This window comes from Staphylococcus sp. GDX8P54P (assembly GCF_017893165.1).
Lineage (GTDB): Bacteria > Bacillota > Bacilli > Staphylococcales > Staphylococcaceae > Staphylococcus > Staphylococcus borealis.
Genome location: NZ_JAESMM010000009.1, coordinates 46,489 through 65,260 on the forward strand (window position 1 = coordinate 46,489; position 18,772 = coordinate 65,260).

Consider the following 18,772-nt stretch of genomic DNA (forward strand, 5'->3'; position numbering starts at 1 on the left):
TAGTGTTTTAGCTAAGAAAAGTTTTTTTGTAGTCATTTGCGTTTCAGCAACGTTTGATTATATAGAGCTGATTTAATATTTAACTATAAAGTTAGCATCAACATTTAGATTGAAATCAGATTGATTGAGTCTTGTAGCTATAAGTGTGCTCATTGGTTGGTCACATGTAGAATGCAATGTTGATTCAGACTCTAAATATTGACGGTAATTTCTATAGCAATAATCTGTCATCGTTACTCTATAGTGTTTATCTAATTCAAGCCCCTTTAATGTCACCCTGTTAAAGCGTGGTGCAGACATATCCACAATATAATCGAATCCTTGCCACATCGTACATCGTGTTTCATCAATAATTGTCATACTTAATTGTTTGTGTTCAAATTGAATATAAGAGTACGTATATTCAATCATCTTTTTAATTTGATGACCTTTTAAAGTGATATCTATCGCTTTATCTGGATGTGGATAAGCGTTATATACATCTTCATTTGTAACAATGCCTTTTAATCCCTTTTCACCATTTTTAGGCACATTGGCACACGTAATTTCATTGTCAAAAGCCAAATGTAGACTGTCATGTAATAATTGGGTAAATGGGTGTGGTTTACTTAACAAATCTTCTAATCCATTAACTTCTAAATTAACTTTCTTATTAGAAACGATTTCCTTAGACCAATGTTCAAGTGCTTTTCGATCATAATACGTTGTTTCGAGTAATGCTTGATCTTCTGGATATTCACTTAAATTGATTACAGTAGATTGAATGTCTTCTTTTTCAAAAGAATTAGTGCGTTTTTTAAATTTAATCTTCACGTGTACCAACTCTTGCGCATTCTGTCCTGCTTGAACATATACAGTTTCAAAGTCATTTCCAATAATTGTTTGGTGTTGGTGTGCAGTGATCATCAAATCGATGACACCAATTTCTTTCATAATTTTTTCCGCTTCATGCGACCCTTTACTATGTCTAGTATTGGTTTGATTGATTTTATAGAGGCCTCCATGATATATCACGATTAAAAAGTCAGGATGTTCACTTTCATGAATATATCTAATCCATCGTTTTGCAGATAGTAAAGCTTTTTCAATACTGACAGCTTTCTCCATTTCAGCAAATTCATTTTTCATGAGCCCATCAGCAGTTAAGCCAACAATCGCGATTCTAACATTATCATACTCTTTGATGATATAAGGCGTTGAGAAGTATGGCTCTTTTGTGAGCGCAAACTCTATATTTGCAGATAACCATTGAAATCGAGATAATGAAACAGCTTTTGTTAGAAACGATAAACCAAATTTGAAATCATCTGGGCTTACACCGCTAGCATCATACTGCATCGCATTCATCAATTTAATCATTGGATGACGTTTGTATGGCGCCACAACTGCATAATAATGCGCAGCCATCGAGCCAGCAATACTGCCTCCACTATCTAATAAAATGACTTTATCATTATTGTCTCTCACATTTTTAACGTAAGTTCCTGCACGATAGATATTCGAACCAAAGTCTCCGTTCATAAAATGACTATGCATATCTGAAGTTGCTAAGATATCTATATTTATATGTTCATTTTTCTCCAATTTACACACCCCTTATTTAAAGATAGTTTAACATTTATTAAACTACGGGTGCTATTTATTTCTAACCAAAAACTGGGACAGAACAAATTATCTTGAATTCGTTCTGTCCCAGGTTGCTATAGATATATGTCTTATTCAATTTAATACCATAAGGTTTTAAATGATTTAACTATTCAACTTAATATCTTGAACTTAGCCAATTTGTACACGTTCTTTAGGATAATGGTATTTATCAGGTTCTTTACGTCCAGCAATCATAATAATAAATGATATTAAACCAACACGACCAATGAACATTAAGATCATCAGTATTACTTTCGTAAGACCGCTAATATCATCTGTCACACCTAAAGATAAACCACATGTTCCAAATGCTGACATGACTTCAAAAAATACTTGTAGAAATGATAAATTAGTCTTTTCTGTTGCAAGAATAATAATCATACTTACAAATGTTAAAATTGATGCCATCGTAAAAACTGCAAATGAACGTTGAATATCAACCACATGTATTTCTCTATTGAAGACTTTTATCGCTGTCTTTTCAGTATTATTATTAAAGTTAATGACAAAGAGAATGAGTATCGCGAATGTTGTTGTACGTATACCACCACCAACTGAACTTGGCGATGAACCTATAAACATTAGAATACTCATGATAACGTTCGTTGCATCACTAAAGTTTGTAACATCAATTGTTTGTAATCCTGCACTACGTGTTGTTGCAGATTGAAATAGTGCGTAAAATAATGATTGATGCCAACTTAAACCTTTGAAAGCATGATGATGTTCTAAAGCTAAAATAGCTAAGACACCAAAGATAAATAGAAATAAATATGTACAAGTTGTGATTTTGGTAAATAATGAAAATCTAAAATGACTAACTCTGTTTCTAACATAGGCTCTAATTTCCAATAATACAGGAAAACCGATTGAACCTAATACAATGAGAAACATAACTATCGTTTGTACAAAATAATCTTTAGCATACGGGATTAAGGATTGACCTGTAATGTCTAATCCACCGTTTGTAGTAGCGGATACTGAAACAAATAATCCTTGCATGAGCGCATTTTTCAAATCAGGATTATCTCTATAGAAGTAAAATGCTAATAGCAATGCACCAATAAATTCAATAGTTAAGATTGTTTTAATGATCTCTAAAATTAACTTTACAGTTCCACTCATAGTATCCTTATTATTGTCTAACATGATCAATTGGCGTTCACGGATACCTATATGTTTACCTAATACGACCCACAACACTGTACCAATCGCCATGACACCAATACCGCCTATATTTAGGATGATTAGTATAATAATTTGGCCAAATGTTGAGTATGTATCTACAATGTTAACGGGAGACAGTCCAGTTACACTAATCCCTGATACAGCTACGAACAGTGTATCAATTGGACTAACATCTACACCTTGTTTGTGCACAAAAGGGAGATTTAGTAATAAGAAAGCGACAACTATGGCTATCAAATAATATAAAACTATCCCCTGTTGAGGACTAGATTTTTTAAGTAACTTACTAAAAATAGACACGCATTTGTCACCTCAACGTTATTTCAATTTTATTTTTATCTCTTGAGACTTACCTTCTCTATAAATTTTAGCCGACAATGTTTTTAAATCTTGTCTATGGCTAAAAATAGTTTGTCTATACTGTAAATTATTTTGAATTGATTTACTATCTAATTCTACAACTACATCACCAATTTTTAAACCTGATTTTTTACCTAATCCACCATCTTTCAATTTTTCTACTACAATTCCGCTTTGAACATCTTCAGGGACTTTAAATAATGCTCTTTCATATGGTAATAACTCTGAAACATTTTTAATTCCAATACCAGTATTAGGATATTGAATTTCACCTTTTTTCTCTAGTTCTGAAGCAATTGCACGTGCATCATCTATTGGAATAGCAAATCCCATACCTTCAATATTCGGCATGTTTATTTTTAGTGATACTACACCTACGAGTTCCCCATCTTGATTAACGACAGCACCTCCTGAATTACCAGGATTTACCGAAGCATCTATTTGAAATGTATTAATCAGTTCATCATTTTTATTATCTTTATCAAAATCGACCGGTACTGCTCTATTTAATCCAGAAACAATACCTTTTGTTACTGTATTTTTAAAATCATTGCCTAACGGATTACCCACAACTAAGATGGTTTCACCTAACTTCAATTGATTTGAACGACCGATTTTAATAGGTTGAACATTTTTGTTATTGATCGTTGCTTTAAGCACTGCAATATCTGACCACATATCTTTGCCAACTACTGTAGCCGTAGCTGCCTTATTATCATCATATGTAATGTTAACCTTATCGTTATTACCGACTATATGTGTATTCGTTAAAATAAAAAAGGTATCGTCTACAGCTTTGTAGACGACACCTGAACCAACTTCGTTATTTGAATTTGTATTTATATTTGTTTTATCAGTTGTTTGTGTTGTTGGATTCTTAGGTGTGTCGTTCTCAACTGTTACCACTGATTTTACAGCGGCATCTGCATTTTTCATTGTTGTTGTATATTTTGTATTTTGATGACTACTTTGTTCAATACTACTATTTTGGTTAATTGTTGAAATAATTGCACTAATTAATATGATAATTAATATTATTGCAACTACGATAACAATTTTAAGCCAATGTAATGTTAAGAATGATTTTACTTTGTCCATCATATCATTATTATTAGACTTATCGTGTGCATGCTCACTTGCTTCTTCATGATTCGTTTGATTTGAATTATGACGTGTTGTATTACCATGCGCTGCACCTTCATCATCTTTATGCTCTTGATGAGATGTGGATACCTGTTTTGAAGCATAACGCTCATTCGTTGTTAGATCCTGTGCTTCTATCATTTCACTATCACGCGTTTCTAAATCAGACGTAGTATTAGCTTCTGAGGCACCTTTTTCTCCTTTGTATGTGCTAACATCATCGCATTGATGCGCGTCTTGTTTATTAACACTCGCATGCTGAGTTTTGCCTTTATTTTTTTCTACTCTACTATACTTAGGTTCTATATCACTTTGATTTGAAGATAGCTCATTTTCGTCCTCATTAGTCTTATTACCTGTTTCAACTTTAGATTTTGATGCTATCGGTTTATTATCTTTGTCCTCATTTTTAAGTTGTTGCTCCTCAGGCAATGTTAAATGATGTTCTTTTTCGTCTGCCGCATATTCAGATTCATTTTCAGAACGTAATTTGGCTAAATGTTGCTGTTGCTGAATTTCTTCTTGCGTCAATTTCTCAATTCTTGCTTTTCGCATGTTATCTTTAACACGTTCTTCATTAACTTTTGCTTGTTCTTGCTCTTTTTGTGCAAGTCTTTCACGTTGTGCTTTCTCACGTGCTAATCGTTCTTCACGCTCTTCGTTATGAAAATACTCGTGTCGTTTTCGACGATATTGTTCACGTGGTATTACGTGCTTTTTATCATTATCCAAAGGTGTCCACTCCTATCGATTCACTCACAATCTATTATGGTAACGTTGCATTATGTTTATATGGTTGTGGTTTTGTTTAATTTATTTATACATTAATTAAAGTTTAATATCATTATTGCCAATTGGCAATGAATTGAAGGTTCAAATCTGAATTTTTCTTACCATTTATATATATATATATATCATTCTATAAAAAATAAAAAAGCCTTTTAAATTTAATGGTTCTCATCAAATTTAAAAGACTCGAATGAAGCGTTTAAGCCAAATTATTTAGTTTTCTTTTTGTTACTACGCACTGATGTTAACCAACCGATAACAACTAATAGAATCATAACTGTCCAGAAAATAGCTTGCCATAATGTACTATGAGGGAAGTGTTCAGGTAAAATACCGATGTCTTCATGTGCAAGTACAATGACAACTAATTTAATACCTACCCATCCTACAATTGCAAAGGCAGCACCTTCTAAGCCAGGGTATTTGTTTAATAAGTCAACAAACCATGTAGCAGCAAAACGCATTAAAATAACACCGATCATGCCACCAATAAACATAACTGAGAATTGACCTAAGTCCATGCCACCAAAATGAATGCCAACTGTTGGTAATGTAACAGCAATAGCCATGGCAGCTAACATAGAATCAATAGCAAAAGCGATATCTGCAAATTCAACTTTTAACACAGTACCCCAGAATTGCATTGGTCCGACTTTCTTTTCAACACCATCATCGTCGAAATGATGATCATCACCTTCAGGTTGATCTTCGTGTTCTTTATGGAAAAATTGCCACAGATTTCTTATAGACATGAAAATTAAATATGCGGCACCCAGTGCTTGAATAAACCAGAAATTAGCGATAATACTAATTAAGAATAAGGCAAGAAAACGAAATACAAATGCACCTAGTAAACCATAAAATAAAGCTCTTTTACGTTGTTCAGGTGGTAAATGTTTAACCATAACGGCCATAACAACAGCATTATCAGCTGCTAATAGCCCTTCTAAAAATACAAGAACGAGAATTACCCACAAGTAAGGTAAAATTAAACTCGGATCCATAGTGGACAGCTCCTTTTTGTTTGAATACAAATAAAGAGACCTATGCTAAATAATAGCAAAGGTCTCACTTAGCAAATAATTGCCCACTTTACCGGAAGTCCATACTTCGTAATGACGATAAAGTGCTAATCATCAAATGTAATGATGATTCTCAAGTTACTCCCCTCTGACAACTTGTCATAGGTATTCATTTGTTAAGTGTATTATACACCATACTCCATATAAATAAACCATTTGCGTTCAATAAATTGTAAAATTTAAAGAGCTGAAATCGTTATTAATACCCTTCTTTTTCAATCGTATGCTTATAAAAGACTATACAATTTAATTTCTGGGAATTTTTCTTCGAACCATCGTGTTGCAAATTCATTTTCGAATAAGAAGACAAAATTATCATATCTATCTTTTACTAATATTGAGCGAGATGTGTTCATTTTATCTTGAATATCATCTTCATTTTCAATCCAACGCGCAATTTTTCTACCGACAGGTTCCATTACAACATCAACATTATATTCATTTTTCATACGGTGTTCAAATACTTCAAATTGTAATTGTCCTACGGCACCTAAAATAATTTGATTCGTATGAAGCGTTTTATAGTATTGAATCGCACCCTCTTGAACAAGTTGTTCAATCCCTTTATGGAAATGTTTTTGTTTCATTACGTTTTTAGCTGAAACTTTCATAAATATTTCCGGAGTAAATTGTGGTAAGTCTTGGAAACTATACTTTTGTTTACCACCAACTAATGTGTCTCCAATTTGATAGTTACCTGTGTCATATAAACCAATGATATCTCCGGCTACGGCATGGTTCACTGTTTCTTTATCGTCAGCCATAAATGATGTTGAACGTGTGATTTTTTGCTTTTTATTCGTACGTTGTAAAGTTACGTCCATACCACGTTCAAATGCGCCACTTACGACACGCATAAATGCAATTCTGTCACGATGTTTAGGATCCATATTGGCTTGTATTTTGAAGATAAATCCAGAAAATTCATCATCGAAAGGACTTACTTCAACTTCTTCATTTGTTTGACGTGCATTCGGCATAGGTGCATGATCAACGTAGGCATTCAAGAAGTTTTGTACACCAAAGTTAGCTAAAGCAGAACCAAAGAATACCGGTGTCAGTTCACCATTCAATAGCGCATCATTATCAAAGTCTTCACCCGCTTCTTCTACGAGCATGAATTCTTCAATCGCTTGCGCAAATGCACTGTCATTACTAATGGGATGTGATTCTTGCAATTCATAATCATCATTTAAGTGTAAGACATTTTCTTCATCTCTAAAAGGTTCGATAGACTTTGAATCACGGTCAATAATACCAAAGAAATTTTGCCCCATACCAATTGGCCAATTCATAGGGTACGTATCGATGTTTAATGTTTCTTCAATCTCATCTAATAATTCAAATGGCTCTTTACCTACACGGTCTAATTTATTAATAAATGTAAAAATCGGAATACCTCTCATTTTACATACTTTAAATAATTTCAAGGTTTGCGGTTCAATACCTTTGGCGCAGTCAATAACCATTACCGCACTATCCACTGCCATTAATGTACGGTAAGTATCTTCTGAGAAGTCTTCGTGTCCTGGTGTATCTAGAATATTAATTTTGTAGTCATCATAATCAAATTGCATAACTGAACTTGTTACTGAGATACCACGTTCTTGTTCGACTTTCATCCAGTCACTTGTTGCAAATTTCCCTGTTTTTTTACCTTTGACTGTACCCGCTTCTCTTATAGCACCACTAAAATATAATAACTTTTCAGTCAATGTCGTTTTACCAGCATCTGGGTGAGAGATGATGGCGAACGTCTTTCTTGATTCAACTTCTTCTTTTAAACTCATCTATTAATCTCCTTTAAAATCATTCACAATCCATTTTGTTAAATTTGAAGCAATATGTATCGCTGCTTCTTCATCTACAAATGCAAATAATTGCATTATCAATTCTTCTTTAATGTCGTCACTATTCATACGTACATCTAGTTCTATTGACCAAAATACATCAGGTATAGCTATCATAATTTGCTCTGTTGCTTCAATAATACATAGATATGCATTAACAATTTCACCATTAATAGTTAATTGTTTAATGTTCACCAGAGCCACCGCCAAATTTCTTGTATGCTGCTTCCAGTCCAATTAAATCATCTCTATGAGGTACCTTAACATGTCCAGGCATGATTTGATATGGTTCTCTTCCTTTAGAAGCTAATACGACTGTATCTCCTGGTTCGGCCACATCAATGGCGTGTCTAATACCTTCAGCTCTGTCCTCAAATTCAATGTAATGATCATGTGTAGCACCTTTAGCGAGTTCAGCTGTCAACATTTTAGGATCGTCATTAGCTGGATTATCTGGTGTGAATATAACATAATCTGCCCTACATGCTACTGCACCCATTTCAGGTGTCTTAGTTAAGTCACGTTCTCCAGCCATACCAATTAAAAAGATTAATTTCTGTTTTACGAAAGGTTTCACAGCATCTATTAATTTATTCATTCCATCAGCTGTATGTGCATAGTCAATAATTAAATCTATCGGTAACGATGGATCAAGCACTTCTAAACGACCTTCAACTGGTTCTAAAGTTTCAACCACCTTAACAATATCTTCCATTGACGTACCCTTACTCCAAACAGCAATCATAGCAGCCATGATATTTGAAATATTAAATTTACCTACATATGGGGTTTTAACATTATAAGTACCAATAGGTGTTACAAAATCAAACTGAACACCTTGTAAAGATTCTTGAATATTGGTAGCCATAAATTGCGCATCGTGATCTATACCATACGTAAAAATTTCATATGGTGTCACTGACGCCAAGTACTCAGAGAATGCGTCATCATTGTTGACAATGGCATACTTCTCTTTCGATAAATCTTCTCCTAATTGACTAAATAATAATGACTTAGCGTGACCGTAAGCTTCCATTGTGCCATGGAAATCTAAATGATCTTGTGTCAAATTAGAGAATACCGCTACATCAAATTCAACGCCTCTTAATCTTCCTAATGATAAGCCGTGGCTAGATACTTCCATAATCATAACTTCCGCATCTTCATCGACAGCTTGTTTAATCTTTTTAGTCAAAGAGACCGTTTCTGGTGTCGTGTTTGCACCTTTAGTTTTATATTCGTTGATTTGGAAACCATTCGTTCCTAAATATGCACTACCTTTGCCTAATCCTCTATAAATGAGATGGATCATCGTAGCAATTGAAGTTTTACCATTTGTCCCTGTTACACCAATTGTCGTTAATTGATGGCTCGGATAGTCATATAGTGTATGCGCTAATAAGCTAGCAACTCTTAATGTATCTGGTACAATAACTTGCGTTACGTTCCCGCTAATGTCTTGTTGTTGATTAACTACAATGACTTTTGCGCCTTGATCTACAACATTCTGACAAAATCTATGGCTATCAACCGTGTAACCTTTTGATGCGACGAATATACTTCCTTCACTTGCAGTACGTGAATCTGTAGTGATATCTGTAACATTTATATCTAAAGTACCTATTACTTGTTTTACTCGTATTTTTTCGAACAACTCATTCGCATTCAAAATGTATCGCTCCTTTTTTTACAATAAGTTTATTATACACGTTTTGAAGTTGTTGATAAATTTATAATCATTAAAATATTAGTTTTAACCTCACACTCAATATATGAATCAATAAAGTGAAGAAATTATTAATTAAGCGTTAATTATTTTAAAATTTCCTATATATATCACTACAATTCAATACATTTAAATATATTAGTGCTAGGATAGTGATATAAAGATGATGTTAACTTCGTTAGTATGCTATAATGCACTATAAATGAAATTTATACTGTTAATAAAGGGTATAAATATAATACGATAACTGAGTATCCGTATTTAATGCTATTATCGTTCGCATTAAATACGTTAATGCGTATTTTAAATTTAAATTAATGGAGGGTGACTATTAATGGTTACTCAAAATAAAAAGATATTGATTATTACCGGCTCATTTGGAAACGGACATTTACAGGTGACTCAAAGTGTTGTTAATCAACTTAACGAAATGAATTTGTCTCACCTATCAGTTATTGAGCATGACTTGTTTATGGAAGCACATCCAATTTTAACTTCTATTTGCAAAAAATGGTATATCAATAGCTTTAAATATTTTAGAAATATGTATAAGAACTTTTATTATAGTCGCCCTGATGAGTTAGATAAATGTTTTTATAAATATTATGGATTAAATAAATTGATTAATTTGTTGCTTAAAGAAAAGCCAGACTTAATCTTATTGACGTTCCCTACACCAGTAATGTCAGTGTTGACTGAGCAATTTAACATGAACATTCCAATTGCAACGGTTATGACAGATTATCGTTTGCAAAAAAACTGGATAACGCCTAATTCTCATCGATATTATGTCGCTACTGAAGATACTAAGCGTGATTTTATCAATGCAGGTATTCCAGCTTCTGATATCAAAGTAACTGGCATACCAATTTCTGATAAGTTCGAATCTGATATCGATAAAGTAGTTTGGTTACAAAAGCATCATTTAAATCCTGATAAACCAACTATTTTAATGTCTGCAGGCGCATTTGGCGTTTCTAAAGGATTTGACTTTATGATTGATAGTATCCTTAAGAAGAGTCCTCAATCACAAATCGTGATGATTTGCGGACGTAGTAAAGCACTAAAACGTACTTTAGAAGCACAATTTAAGTCATATGATAACGTACTCATTCTAGGTTATACCAAACATATGAATGAATGGATGGCTTCAAGTCAACTTATGATTACAAAACCAGGTGGGATTACAATTTCTGAAGGTTTAACACGTAGTTTACCAATGATATTTTTAAATCCAGCACCAGGTCAAGAACTTGAAAACGCATTGTATTTCCAAGATAAATCATACGGAAAAATTGCAAACACACCTGAGGAAGCTATCGAAATCGTTTCTGACTTAACCAATCACGAAGAACGGTTACAAGCTATGACTAATAAAATGACTGAAGAAAAAGTTGATCATTCAACTTATAGATTATGTACCGATTTACTAAATATCCTGGACAGTTCATCACAACAACAGGAAATTTACGGAAAGGTACCTTTGTATGCCAAATTCTTCGTTAAGTAGTAAAGGAATTAGTAAAAACTTTAAGATAATGCTCGTTATTTTATTCTTAATGGAATTTGCAAGAGGTATGTATGTATTAAGTTACGTCAATTACTTACCAACCGTTACTTCGATTGCAGTAGCAGTAACATCAGCGGCATTATCAATTCACTTTATATCCGATGCAGCAACAAATTTTATCATTGGATTCCTCTTAAAAAAATTTGGTACTAAGCTAGTATTAACCCTTGGATTTTTATTAGCTTTTATGAGTTTATTCTTAGTCATTTGGTTTCCAGCTAATCCTATAGTAATCATTATTAGTGCAATCATGCTAGGTATCGCAGTTAGCCCTATATGGGTCATCATGTTATCAAGTGTAGAAGAAGCACAGCGTGGCAAACAAATGGGTTATGTCTACTTTTCTTGGTTGTTAGGTTTACTTGTTGGTTGGGCGTTTATGAATGTATTAGTTAAAATACATCCAACTCGATTTGCATTTATGATGTCACTCGTCGTAGTTATTGCATGGGTGTTGTATTATTTTGTTGACGTTAAATTAACAAATTATAATACGAAACCTGTAAGTGAACAATTAGGACAAATTGTCAATGTTATGAAGCGCCATTTGGTATTATTCCCGGGCATTTTGTTACAAGGTGCATCTATCTCAGCATTGTTACCTATACTACCAACATATGCGACTAAGGTAGTTGGTGTTAGCACAATTGAGTATACCGTTGCCATTGCTATCGGTGGCGCAGGTTGTGCGATTTCAATGCTATTCTTATCTAAAATTATCGATAAAAATAGTAAAGGATTTATGTATGCCGTTATTTTTGTAGGCTTTTTACTATTTACAGCATTTATCTTCGGTTTATCACTAGTAACCAATATTGTTGTTGTATGGATCGTAGCAATATTTATAGGATTAATGTATGGCATATTATTACCAGCATGGAATACATTTATGGCAGGACAAATTGACCCCGCTGAACAAGAGGAAACTTGGGGCGTCTTCAACAGCGTTCAAGGCTTTGGCTCTATGATTGGTCCCTTATTTGGTGGTTTAATTGCTCAATTTTCTAACGGGCTAAGTAATACATTTTACTTTTCTGCCGCGATCTTTTTAATATTGGCTATTTTCTACGGCATTTATTTTATTAAGCACCGAGGCAAAGTAAATCGTATTTAACATAAAACACTAAAAAATCTAGTTAACGTGCAAATAATGTACGTTAACTAGATTTTATTTTGCTTATTATTATTTACAATTACGCTAATTTGAAAGTATCAATCACTTTCCATTTATCTTCTTCCTCGTCATAGCGTAACAATGAAAGTTCTTCAATATTTTCTTTAAGGTCTACCCCTACTAATTCTACTTGACCAAATATATCTTCAAATTCTTGGCTTGTTAAACCTTGAGCAATTGTAAAGTGCGGTACAAATGGATGTTCCGCTTCACCATGAAAATCTTCAGTATTAAATAAATTGAAAAGCTGTTCTAATTCGTCTGTTTTAGCAACTTTAAAATAAATCACATTGTTAGTTGGTTTAAAACTTGAAGCTTTTGTTGCATGCACTTCAACTGGTTTAAAACCTTCTAATCTTTTTTTAACTTCTTCTTTTACTGAATCTAATTCATCATCATTGATTTCAAAGTGTGACTTGATCGTGATATGAGGCATGATACGTGCATATTCAGTATCATAACGTTTACGATAACCGTTCACTTCATCTTGAAATGATTTTGACGGAATTAATGCTAATCCTATATTCATTTAAATTCCTCCTTTGTTTAACATATTACCATTATAGCAAAATTCTATATTTTACGTTATTAGTTAGCAGAATTTTTTGAAAAGGTTTACAATAATTAAATATTTCATTTCGCATCATCAAAAAATCATTGTACAAACTGACACTATACCCTTGATTCCCCTTTTCCTAATAAAACGAATTAAACTTCATCTGATGGTGCCGTTACTTCATCACCAAGAAAATACGTTAGTACATCTGGTAATAATGGCTTCCAAGATTTCCAATTATGCCCGCCTTCAAACTCTAAATAATGGTAGGTCACGCCCTTATCTTTAATCACATCTGCAAGCGCTCTATTCGGTGTTAAAAAGTTCGCACGTTCCCCCGTTGTTGGTAAGGCAAAATCTTCCTCTTCTAACCCTATCGCATGCCAAATAGATAATTCATTATACTGTATGCAATGATTAAATTTATCTATAACTGTAGCATCTGAATGTGGGCTAAGCATTGCAATTTGGCTGAATATGGTTGGATATGTTAATGCGGTTAATAGTGCTATACTGCCTGCAAGACTATCACCCATTAAAATTCTGGCGTTTCCTACTTTATATGTTGGAAACGTATTATCAATAAATGGCAGCAACTCTTTACCTACGGCTTGTACCGTCTTCTGACTTCTACTTCCTTGTGGATGAAACTCTTCTCGACGCTTATCAACATCTTCATAATGGAAACCGACAATAATCGCGCGTTGAATTTCATCCTCTCTTCTTAAACGTTCATATTCACGCTGAAGTCTTCCAAATCTTAAAAAATCTAACCCGTCAAAACAAATAATGACTTGATATTTGAATAGTTCAGAATAATCTTCAGGCAAATATACTGATAATGTAACATCTCTTTCTAAGATATGACTATGTAAGATATGTTTATTAATTTTGCCTGCTTTAAAATTCGACATGACATTGACGCCCCCTAAATAGAATATACTCATTGTATCAAGTTCACGATGACTTTTAAATCTCTGAAAAAACAAATGTTTCATATTCATGAAATTTGGTAATTTAATCATAGTTATTAGGGAAAGAAGACGATTTAATACGGATAGGCTAGGATCTCCATTCCCCCAGCTTGCTTTGCTTGTGGAATTTCTTTTCGAAATTCTCTGTGCTGGGGCCCGCCCCAGCTTGCTTTGCTTGTGGAATTTCTTTGCGAAATTCTCTGTGCTGGGGCCCCACCCCAGCTTGCTTTGCTTGTGGCATTTCTTTGCGAAATTCTCTGTGCTGGGGCCCCACCGTATTTTAGTTTGAAAGTTGTGGTGTTGTTTTAGGTTTGTTGAAGGTTTGGTTTACGTATCTGAATTTAAGTGTGATGGATTTCTGTGTATTTCTTGCAGTTAAAATTTCCCTTTTTAACATGTCTTAATTGATATATACTTAATAAATAGTGAACAAATGAAAATAGGAGGACGTAAGCATATGCTTAACAAAGTTTGGTTTCGAACAGGTATTGCCCTAATTATCTTGTTCGTGCTAATTAAATTGTTTATGGAAGTACAAAGCGTTTTTGCACCTATTGTAACCATTATTGGTTCTGTGTTTCTTCCATTTATGATTAGCGGATTTTTATTTTATATCTGCTTACCTTTTCAAAATATTCTTGAAAAGTGGGGATTCCCACGTTGGGCAAGTATTACAACCATCTTTATTGGTTTAATTGCTATCATTGCAATCGTTGTCGCATTTATAGCACCAATCATTATTTCGAATGTGAACAGCTTAATTAAAGCGGCACCATCATTACAAAAAGAGGCTGAACAGATTGTTAATTTCTCACTTACTCAAATGGATAAACTTCCAAGTGACGTAACAGATAGAATTAATTCAGCTGTTAAATCAATGAGTGACAGTTTGACAGGTATTTTAGCCAACTCATTCTCTTACATTACGTCATTTATTTCAACTGTCTTCTTACTTATCATGGTACCGTTCTTCTTAATTTACATGTTAAAAGATCATGAAAAATTTATTCCTGCGCTTGCTAAATTTTTCAAAGGAGAGCGTAAAGTATTTGTAGTCGATTTAATGAAAGATTTAAACTTCACTTTAAAATCATACATTCAAGGACAAGTGACAGTGAGTGTTATCCTAGGGGTTATTTTATATATTGGTTATACAATTATAGGCTTACCTTACACACCTTTATTAGTACTATTTGCCGGTGTAGCTAACTTAATTCCTTTCTTAGGACCATGGTTATCTTTTGCACCTGCAGGCATACTAGGTATTATTGATGGCCCTACTACATTTATTTGGGTTTGTGTGGTGACATTAATCGCGCAACAACTTGAAGGTAACGTCATTACGCCGAATGTTATGGGTAAATCTTTGAGTATTCACCCACTTACTATCATTGTCGTTATTTTAGCTGCAGGAGATTTAGGTGGCTTTACACTTATTTTAATTGCCGTCCCTCTTTATGCAGTACTTAAGACCGTCGCAAGCAATGTCTTTAAATATCGTCAACGTATTATTGATAAAGCGAATAGCGACGTCAAAGATTAATTTGATACAAATGTATAATATATTTTAGGAGTAGGTTTGAATTTATTACGAATTCAAATCTACTCCCTTTTTTAGAAAAAAAGAGAACAGGACAGAATTTAAAATAAATTCGTTGTCCCGCTCCCATATTAAATATACTCATTATTTTATTGCGTGGAAACCACTATCTACGTGAATGTTCTCTCCAGTCACACCGCTTGAGAAATCACTTAATAAATAAGCAGCTGTTTTACCTACTTCTTCTTGATCTACATTTCGTCTTAATGGTGCACGTTCTTCAATTTCTTTAAGGATTGTATTGAAGCCACCGACACCTTTAGCACTTAATGTACGAATTGGACCTGCAGAGATCGCATTGACACGAATATTATCTGAACCTAAATCATAGGCTAAATATTTCACATTCGCTTCTAAACTTGCTTTCGCTACGCCCATAACGTTATAGTTTTGAACAGCAAATTCGCCACCAAGATATGTTGTTGCAACAATACTACCACCATTTGGCATTAATTTCTTCGCTTCATGTGCAACAATTGTTAATGAATAAGAGCTGATATCTTGAGCAAGTAAGAAACCTTCTCTTGATGTTTCTGAGAAACGGCCACGTAAATCTTCGATATTAGCAAAAGCGATAGAATGATATACACCATCAATATTGCCTACTTCTTCGCCAATTTTCGCGAAACCATTGACTACATCTTCATCTTTTTGAACATCAATTTGATATAGTTTAGGATCTTCTTGATTTAATTGTTCTAATAATTTTTCTAATTCTTTGCGGCTACGGTCTTTACGATACGTGAAAACAAGTTTAGCCCCTAATTGATCTAATACCTTTGCAACGCCAAATCCGATACTACGTTTATTAGCAATACCCATAATTACGAAGGTTTTATTTTCAAGATTAATCATTCGAAATAACTCCTTAATCATCGATTTTTTATATCTTAATCTCACTGTATTAACAATGTAGACTAATCTAACGTTATTATTTTACCATTCTTACTCAACAATTATAAAGCAATATTATTACCTTATGAGATGAAAAGAGGCGGAAATATAAAGATTGTACTTTGGAAAAGCTAAACTTAGAACGCGTTATTTTAAATAGTGATTTTGCTTTAGCCACTCAAAAATGAGGATTAACGGCGGAGTTACCCCCTGGCTAGCGATTTCCTATAAGCAATTCTACAAGTAGCGCAAGCTGAGTACTTTCACACCCTACAACGTTTGAGAAACAATTTTGCAAATCACTCGGTTCTTCTCAAATACTAAATATCTTTGTTCCGACCTCATAATCAATTGTTGATTCCACTCAATCAATAATAAAACTCTAAATCTGATTTTAATTCATCAACGTACTCTTTCGAGCCCGTTACGATAAGTCTATCTTTATACCTTAATTGTGTATCACCATGAGGGACGATGGATTCATTGTTACGGATAATTCGTACAAAGATAATGTCACCGCCAAATGGGAAATTACGTAACTGAATATTTTCATATTGATGATTTAACATTTCAATTTCATATAATGATGTTTCCACATTGCTTAAAATGTTCAACATATTTGGTGTTTCGATTAAGCCTTGTAAGAAGATTTTATTACTAATGAAGTTACTGAATACTTCAATACCTTCACCTTTCATTTCTTCATCTTCATTACTGTTTTCTAATCGACAAATGACACGCTTAACATCATGTGCTTTAGCTAATTTAGCGACTTCTCGGTTAAGACTATCATCATTAGCAGAACAAACTACAATATCTTGATTGAATAATCCTAATCTTTCTAAGAGGTGTTCCTCATAGTGCGCGATTTCAACCACAGTTATATGATCCGATAAATTATGTTTATCCCCTAAATCTTTACGATAATATAAGGTCACGTTATAAAGATGTGGTGATAAATTTTGCACAATTGGAATCGTCAACTGATTCTTACCTATTAACGCAATATCAATTTTACGATTAGCTTCATCGGGAATTGGAAACATTTTCTTGAAAATAATTGGTACAAACACACAAGTAATAATCGCACTTAAAATAAGTATGCCTGACATTTCAGATGATATCGTATTTAATTGTTCTGCAATTTTAGCAGAGGCAATGACTAATGATAGTGTTGACGTTAATAAAAATGCTGATGCTATTGTTGTCTTGCTGTCAAACCATCGTCGAATAAAGAAAACTGGAATTAATTTCGAAATAATAAAAGCGATAATTAATACTGGAATGATTAATAATAGTGATGGTTCTTTAATTAATGACGGAATATTTAAATCAACACCCACCATAATAAAGAAGATTGGAATAAAGAACCCATATCCAAATGAATCGAGCGTATGCACTAATTCTTCGTCTGGTTTCAGTAAAGATACAACGACACCCGCTAAGAATGCGCCTAATATGTATTCAGCGCCTACCCCTTCAGCAAGTGCGACTAAAAGAATGATAAGGGCAAATATTGCTCTGATACCAATTTGTGTTGTGCCACCAATCAAACGGTGTAAAAATTTCATACGCTTAAATACAACACCTAATATATAGAAAATGGCCGTAAAGACAAGCAGAATTGCTGAAAGCCAAACAGAACCATTACCACTACCATTGATACCACCGTATATAGTTAACAGTACCATTGTTACTAAATCGGCTAATACGGCCACTAACAATATAAATTGACCAATGGTCGTACGCATGATATTCATTTCTTTCAATGTCGGTACGACAACACCTAGTGATATCGTTGATATAATAATAATCATTAACAAGACATCATCTACTAGCCCTAACCATTTGAATGCGTACGCTAATATAACAGAAATAATCATGATAAAAGCAAACACAGTTAAGGCTAAGTTAAGATGACTTGGTACATTCTTTTCATGCTTATTAGTACCTTGTCGATTTCTTTTATCCTTTTTAAACGTACTAAAATCAATTTCTAGACCACTTAAAAACATTAAAAAGATAAACCCTAAAGTTGACAATATGTTCAGCATACTATCTTTATGTACTAAATTTAAAAAAGACTGACCAATAATAATCCCCATTATAATTTCAGCTACGACAACTGGTAAAAAATTGATGTTCAGCCTATTGATAATAATTGGTGTTAAAAAAGCTGCTAGAACTACAATAACTAGTGAAAAAAACTCCATTTTGTC

14 protein-coding genes and 1 riboswitch are annotated in these 18,772 nt (G+C 33.5%); of the genes, 3 read left to right on the top strand and 11 right to left on the bottom strand.

Annotated features, from left to right (window positions below; genetic code table 11):
• Positions 1–72: 72 nt before the first annotated feature.
• From KA909_RS03895 to KA909_RS03925, 7 genes are all read right to left on the bottom strand, one after another.
• Entirely contained in the window at positions 73–1,584 is a 1,512-nt protein-coding gene (locus KA909_RS03895) for a bifunctional metallophosphatase/5'-nucleotidase (RefSeq protein WP_210129974.1), read from the bottom strand.
• A gap of 192 nt (positions 1,585–1,776) precedes the next feature.
• Positions 1,777–3,135 (bottom strand): TrkH family potassium uptake protein, encoded by a 1,359-nt coding sequence (locus KA909_RS03900; RefSeq protein ID WP_107629792.1) that lies wholly within the window; start codon positions 3,133–3,135, stop codon positions 1,777–1,779.
• Positions 3,136–3,153: 18 nt separating this feature from the next.
• Positions 3,154–5,070: a S1C family serine protease gene (locus KA909_RS03905; RefSeq protein ID WP_210129975.1), complete on the bottom strand. Its 1,917-nt coding sequence runs from the start codon at positions 5,068–5,070 to the stop codon at positions 3,154–3,156.
• A 266-nt stretch (positions 5,071–5,336) separates the two neighbouring features.
• Positions 5,337–6,131 (bottom strand): TerC family protein, encoded by a 795-nt coding sequence (locus KA909_RS03910; RefSeq protein WP_210129976.1) that lies wholly within the window; start codon positions 6,129–6,131, stop codon positions 5,337–5,339.
• Positions 6,132–6,201: 70 nt separating this feature from the next.
• Positions 6,202–6,308, bottom strand: a riboswitch (yybP-ykoY riboswitch).
• 128 nt (positions 6,309–6,436) lie between these two features.
• Positions 6,437–7,999: a peptide chain release factor 3 gene (locus KA909_RS03915; RefSeq protein WP_070855076.1), complete on the bottom strand. Its 1,563-nt coding sequence runs from the start codon at positions 7,997–7,999 to the stop codon at positions 6,437–6,439.
• Positions 8,000–8,002: 3 nt separating this feature from the next.
• Complete coding sequence (locus tag KA909_RS03920) at positions 8,003–8,254, bottom strand: YueH family protein (protein WP_193839549.1); 252 nt, start codon at positions 8,252–8,254, stop codon at positions 8,003–8,005.
• Complete coding sequence (locus tag KA909_RS03925) at positions 8,244–9,728, bottom strand: UDP-N-acetylmuramoyl-L-alanyl-D-glutamate--L-lysine ligase (protein ID WP_210129977.1); 1,485 nt, start codon at positions 9,726–9,728, stop codon at positions 8,244–8,246. The genes KA909_RS03920 and KA909_RS03925 overlap by 11 nt, the downstream gene beginning before the upstream one ends.
• A 391-nt stretch (positions 9,729–10,119) precedes the next feature.
• Here KA909_RS03925 and KA909_RS03930 point away from each other — a divergent pair, with 391 nt between their 5' ends.
• Together KA909_RS03930 and ltaA are read left to right on the top strand one after the other, a co-directional pair.
• Positions 10,120–11,295 carry a diglucosyl diacylglycerol synthase gene (locus KA909_RS03930; protein WP_193839551.1) on the top strand — a complete coding sequence of 392 codons (1,176 nt, stop codon included), beginning with the start codon at positions 10,120–10,122 and terminating at the stop codon, positions 11,293–11,295.
• Positions 11,273–12,469, top strand: a complete 1,197-nt coding sequence (gene ltaA / locus KA909_RS03935) for a lipoteichoic acid biosynthesis MFS flippase LtaA (protein ID WP_075108387.1) — start codon at positions 11,273–11,275, stop codon at positions 12,467–12,469. Before KA909_RS03930 ends, ltaA begins: the two co-directional genes overlap by 23 nt.
• 79 nt (positions 12,470–12,548) lie before the next feature.
• Here the strand turns inward: ltaA and KA909_RS03940 are convergent, their stop codons facing one another.
• Together KA909_RS03940 and KA909_RS03945 are read right to left on the bottom strand one after the other, a co-directional pair.
• Complete coding sequence (locus KA909_RS03940) at positions 12,549–13,058, bottom strand: YjcG family protein (RefSeq protein WP_075108386.1); 510 nt, start codon at positions 13,056–13,058, stop codon at positions 12,549–12,551.
• Positions 13,059–13,237: 179 nt separating this feature from the next.
• Positions 13,238–13,999, bottom strand: coding sequence for an esterase family protein (locus tag KA909_RS03945; protein ID WP_193839552.1), 762 nt, complete (start codon positions 13,997–13,999; stop codon positions 13,238–13,240).
• Between the two features lie 517 nt (positions 14,000–14,516).
• Here KA909_RS03945 and cozEa point away from each other — a divergent pair.
• A complete protein-coding gene (cozEa, locus tag KA909_RS03950; protein WP_075108384.1) occupies positions 14,517–15,602 on the top strand; it encodes a lipoteichoic acid biosynthesis protein CozEa in 1,086 nt (361 codons plus the stop codon).
• A gap of 141 nt (positions 15,603–15,743) precedes the next feature.
• On the opposite strand, the gene fabI is transcribed toward cozEa, so the two are convergent.
• Together fabI and KA909_RS03960 are read right to left on the bottom strand one after the other, a co-directional pair.
• Positions 15,744–16,514 carry an enoyl-ACP reductase FabI gene (fabI, locus tag KA909_RS03955; protein WP_210129978.1) on the bottom strand — a complete coding sequence of 257 codons (771 nt, stop codon included), beginning with the start codon at positions 16,512–16,514 and terminating at the stop codon, positions 15,744–15,746.
• A gap of 407 nt (positions 16,515–16,921) precedes the next feature.
• Positions 16,922–18,766, bottom strand: coding sequence for a monovalent cation:proton antiporter family protein (locus tag KA909_RS03960; RefSeq protein ID WP_210129979.1), 1,845 nt, complete (start codon positions 18,764–18,766; stop codon positions 16,922–16,924).
• Between the last annotated feature and the right edge of the window lie 6 nt (positions 18,767–18,772).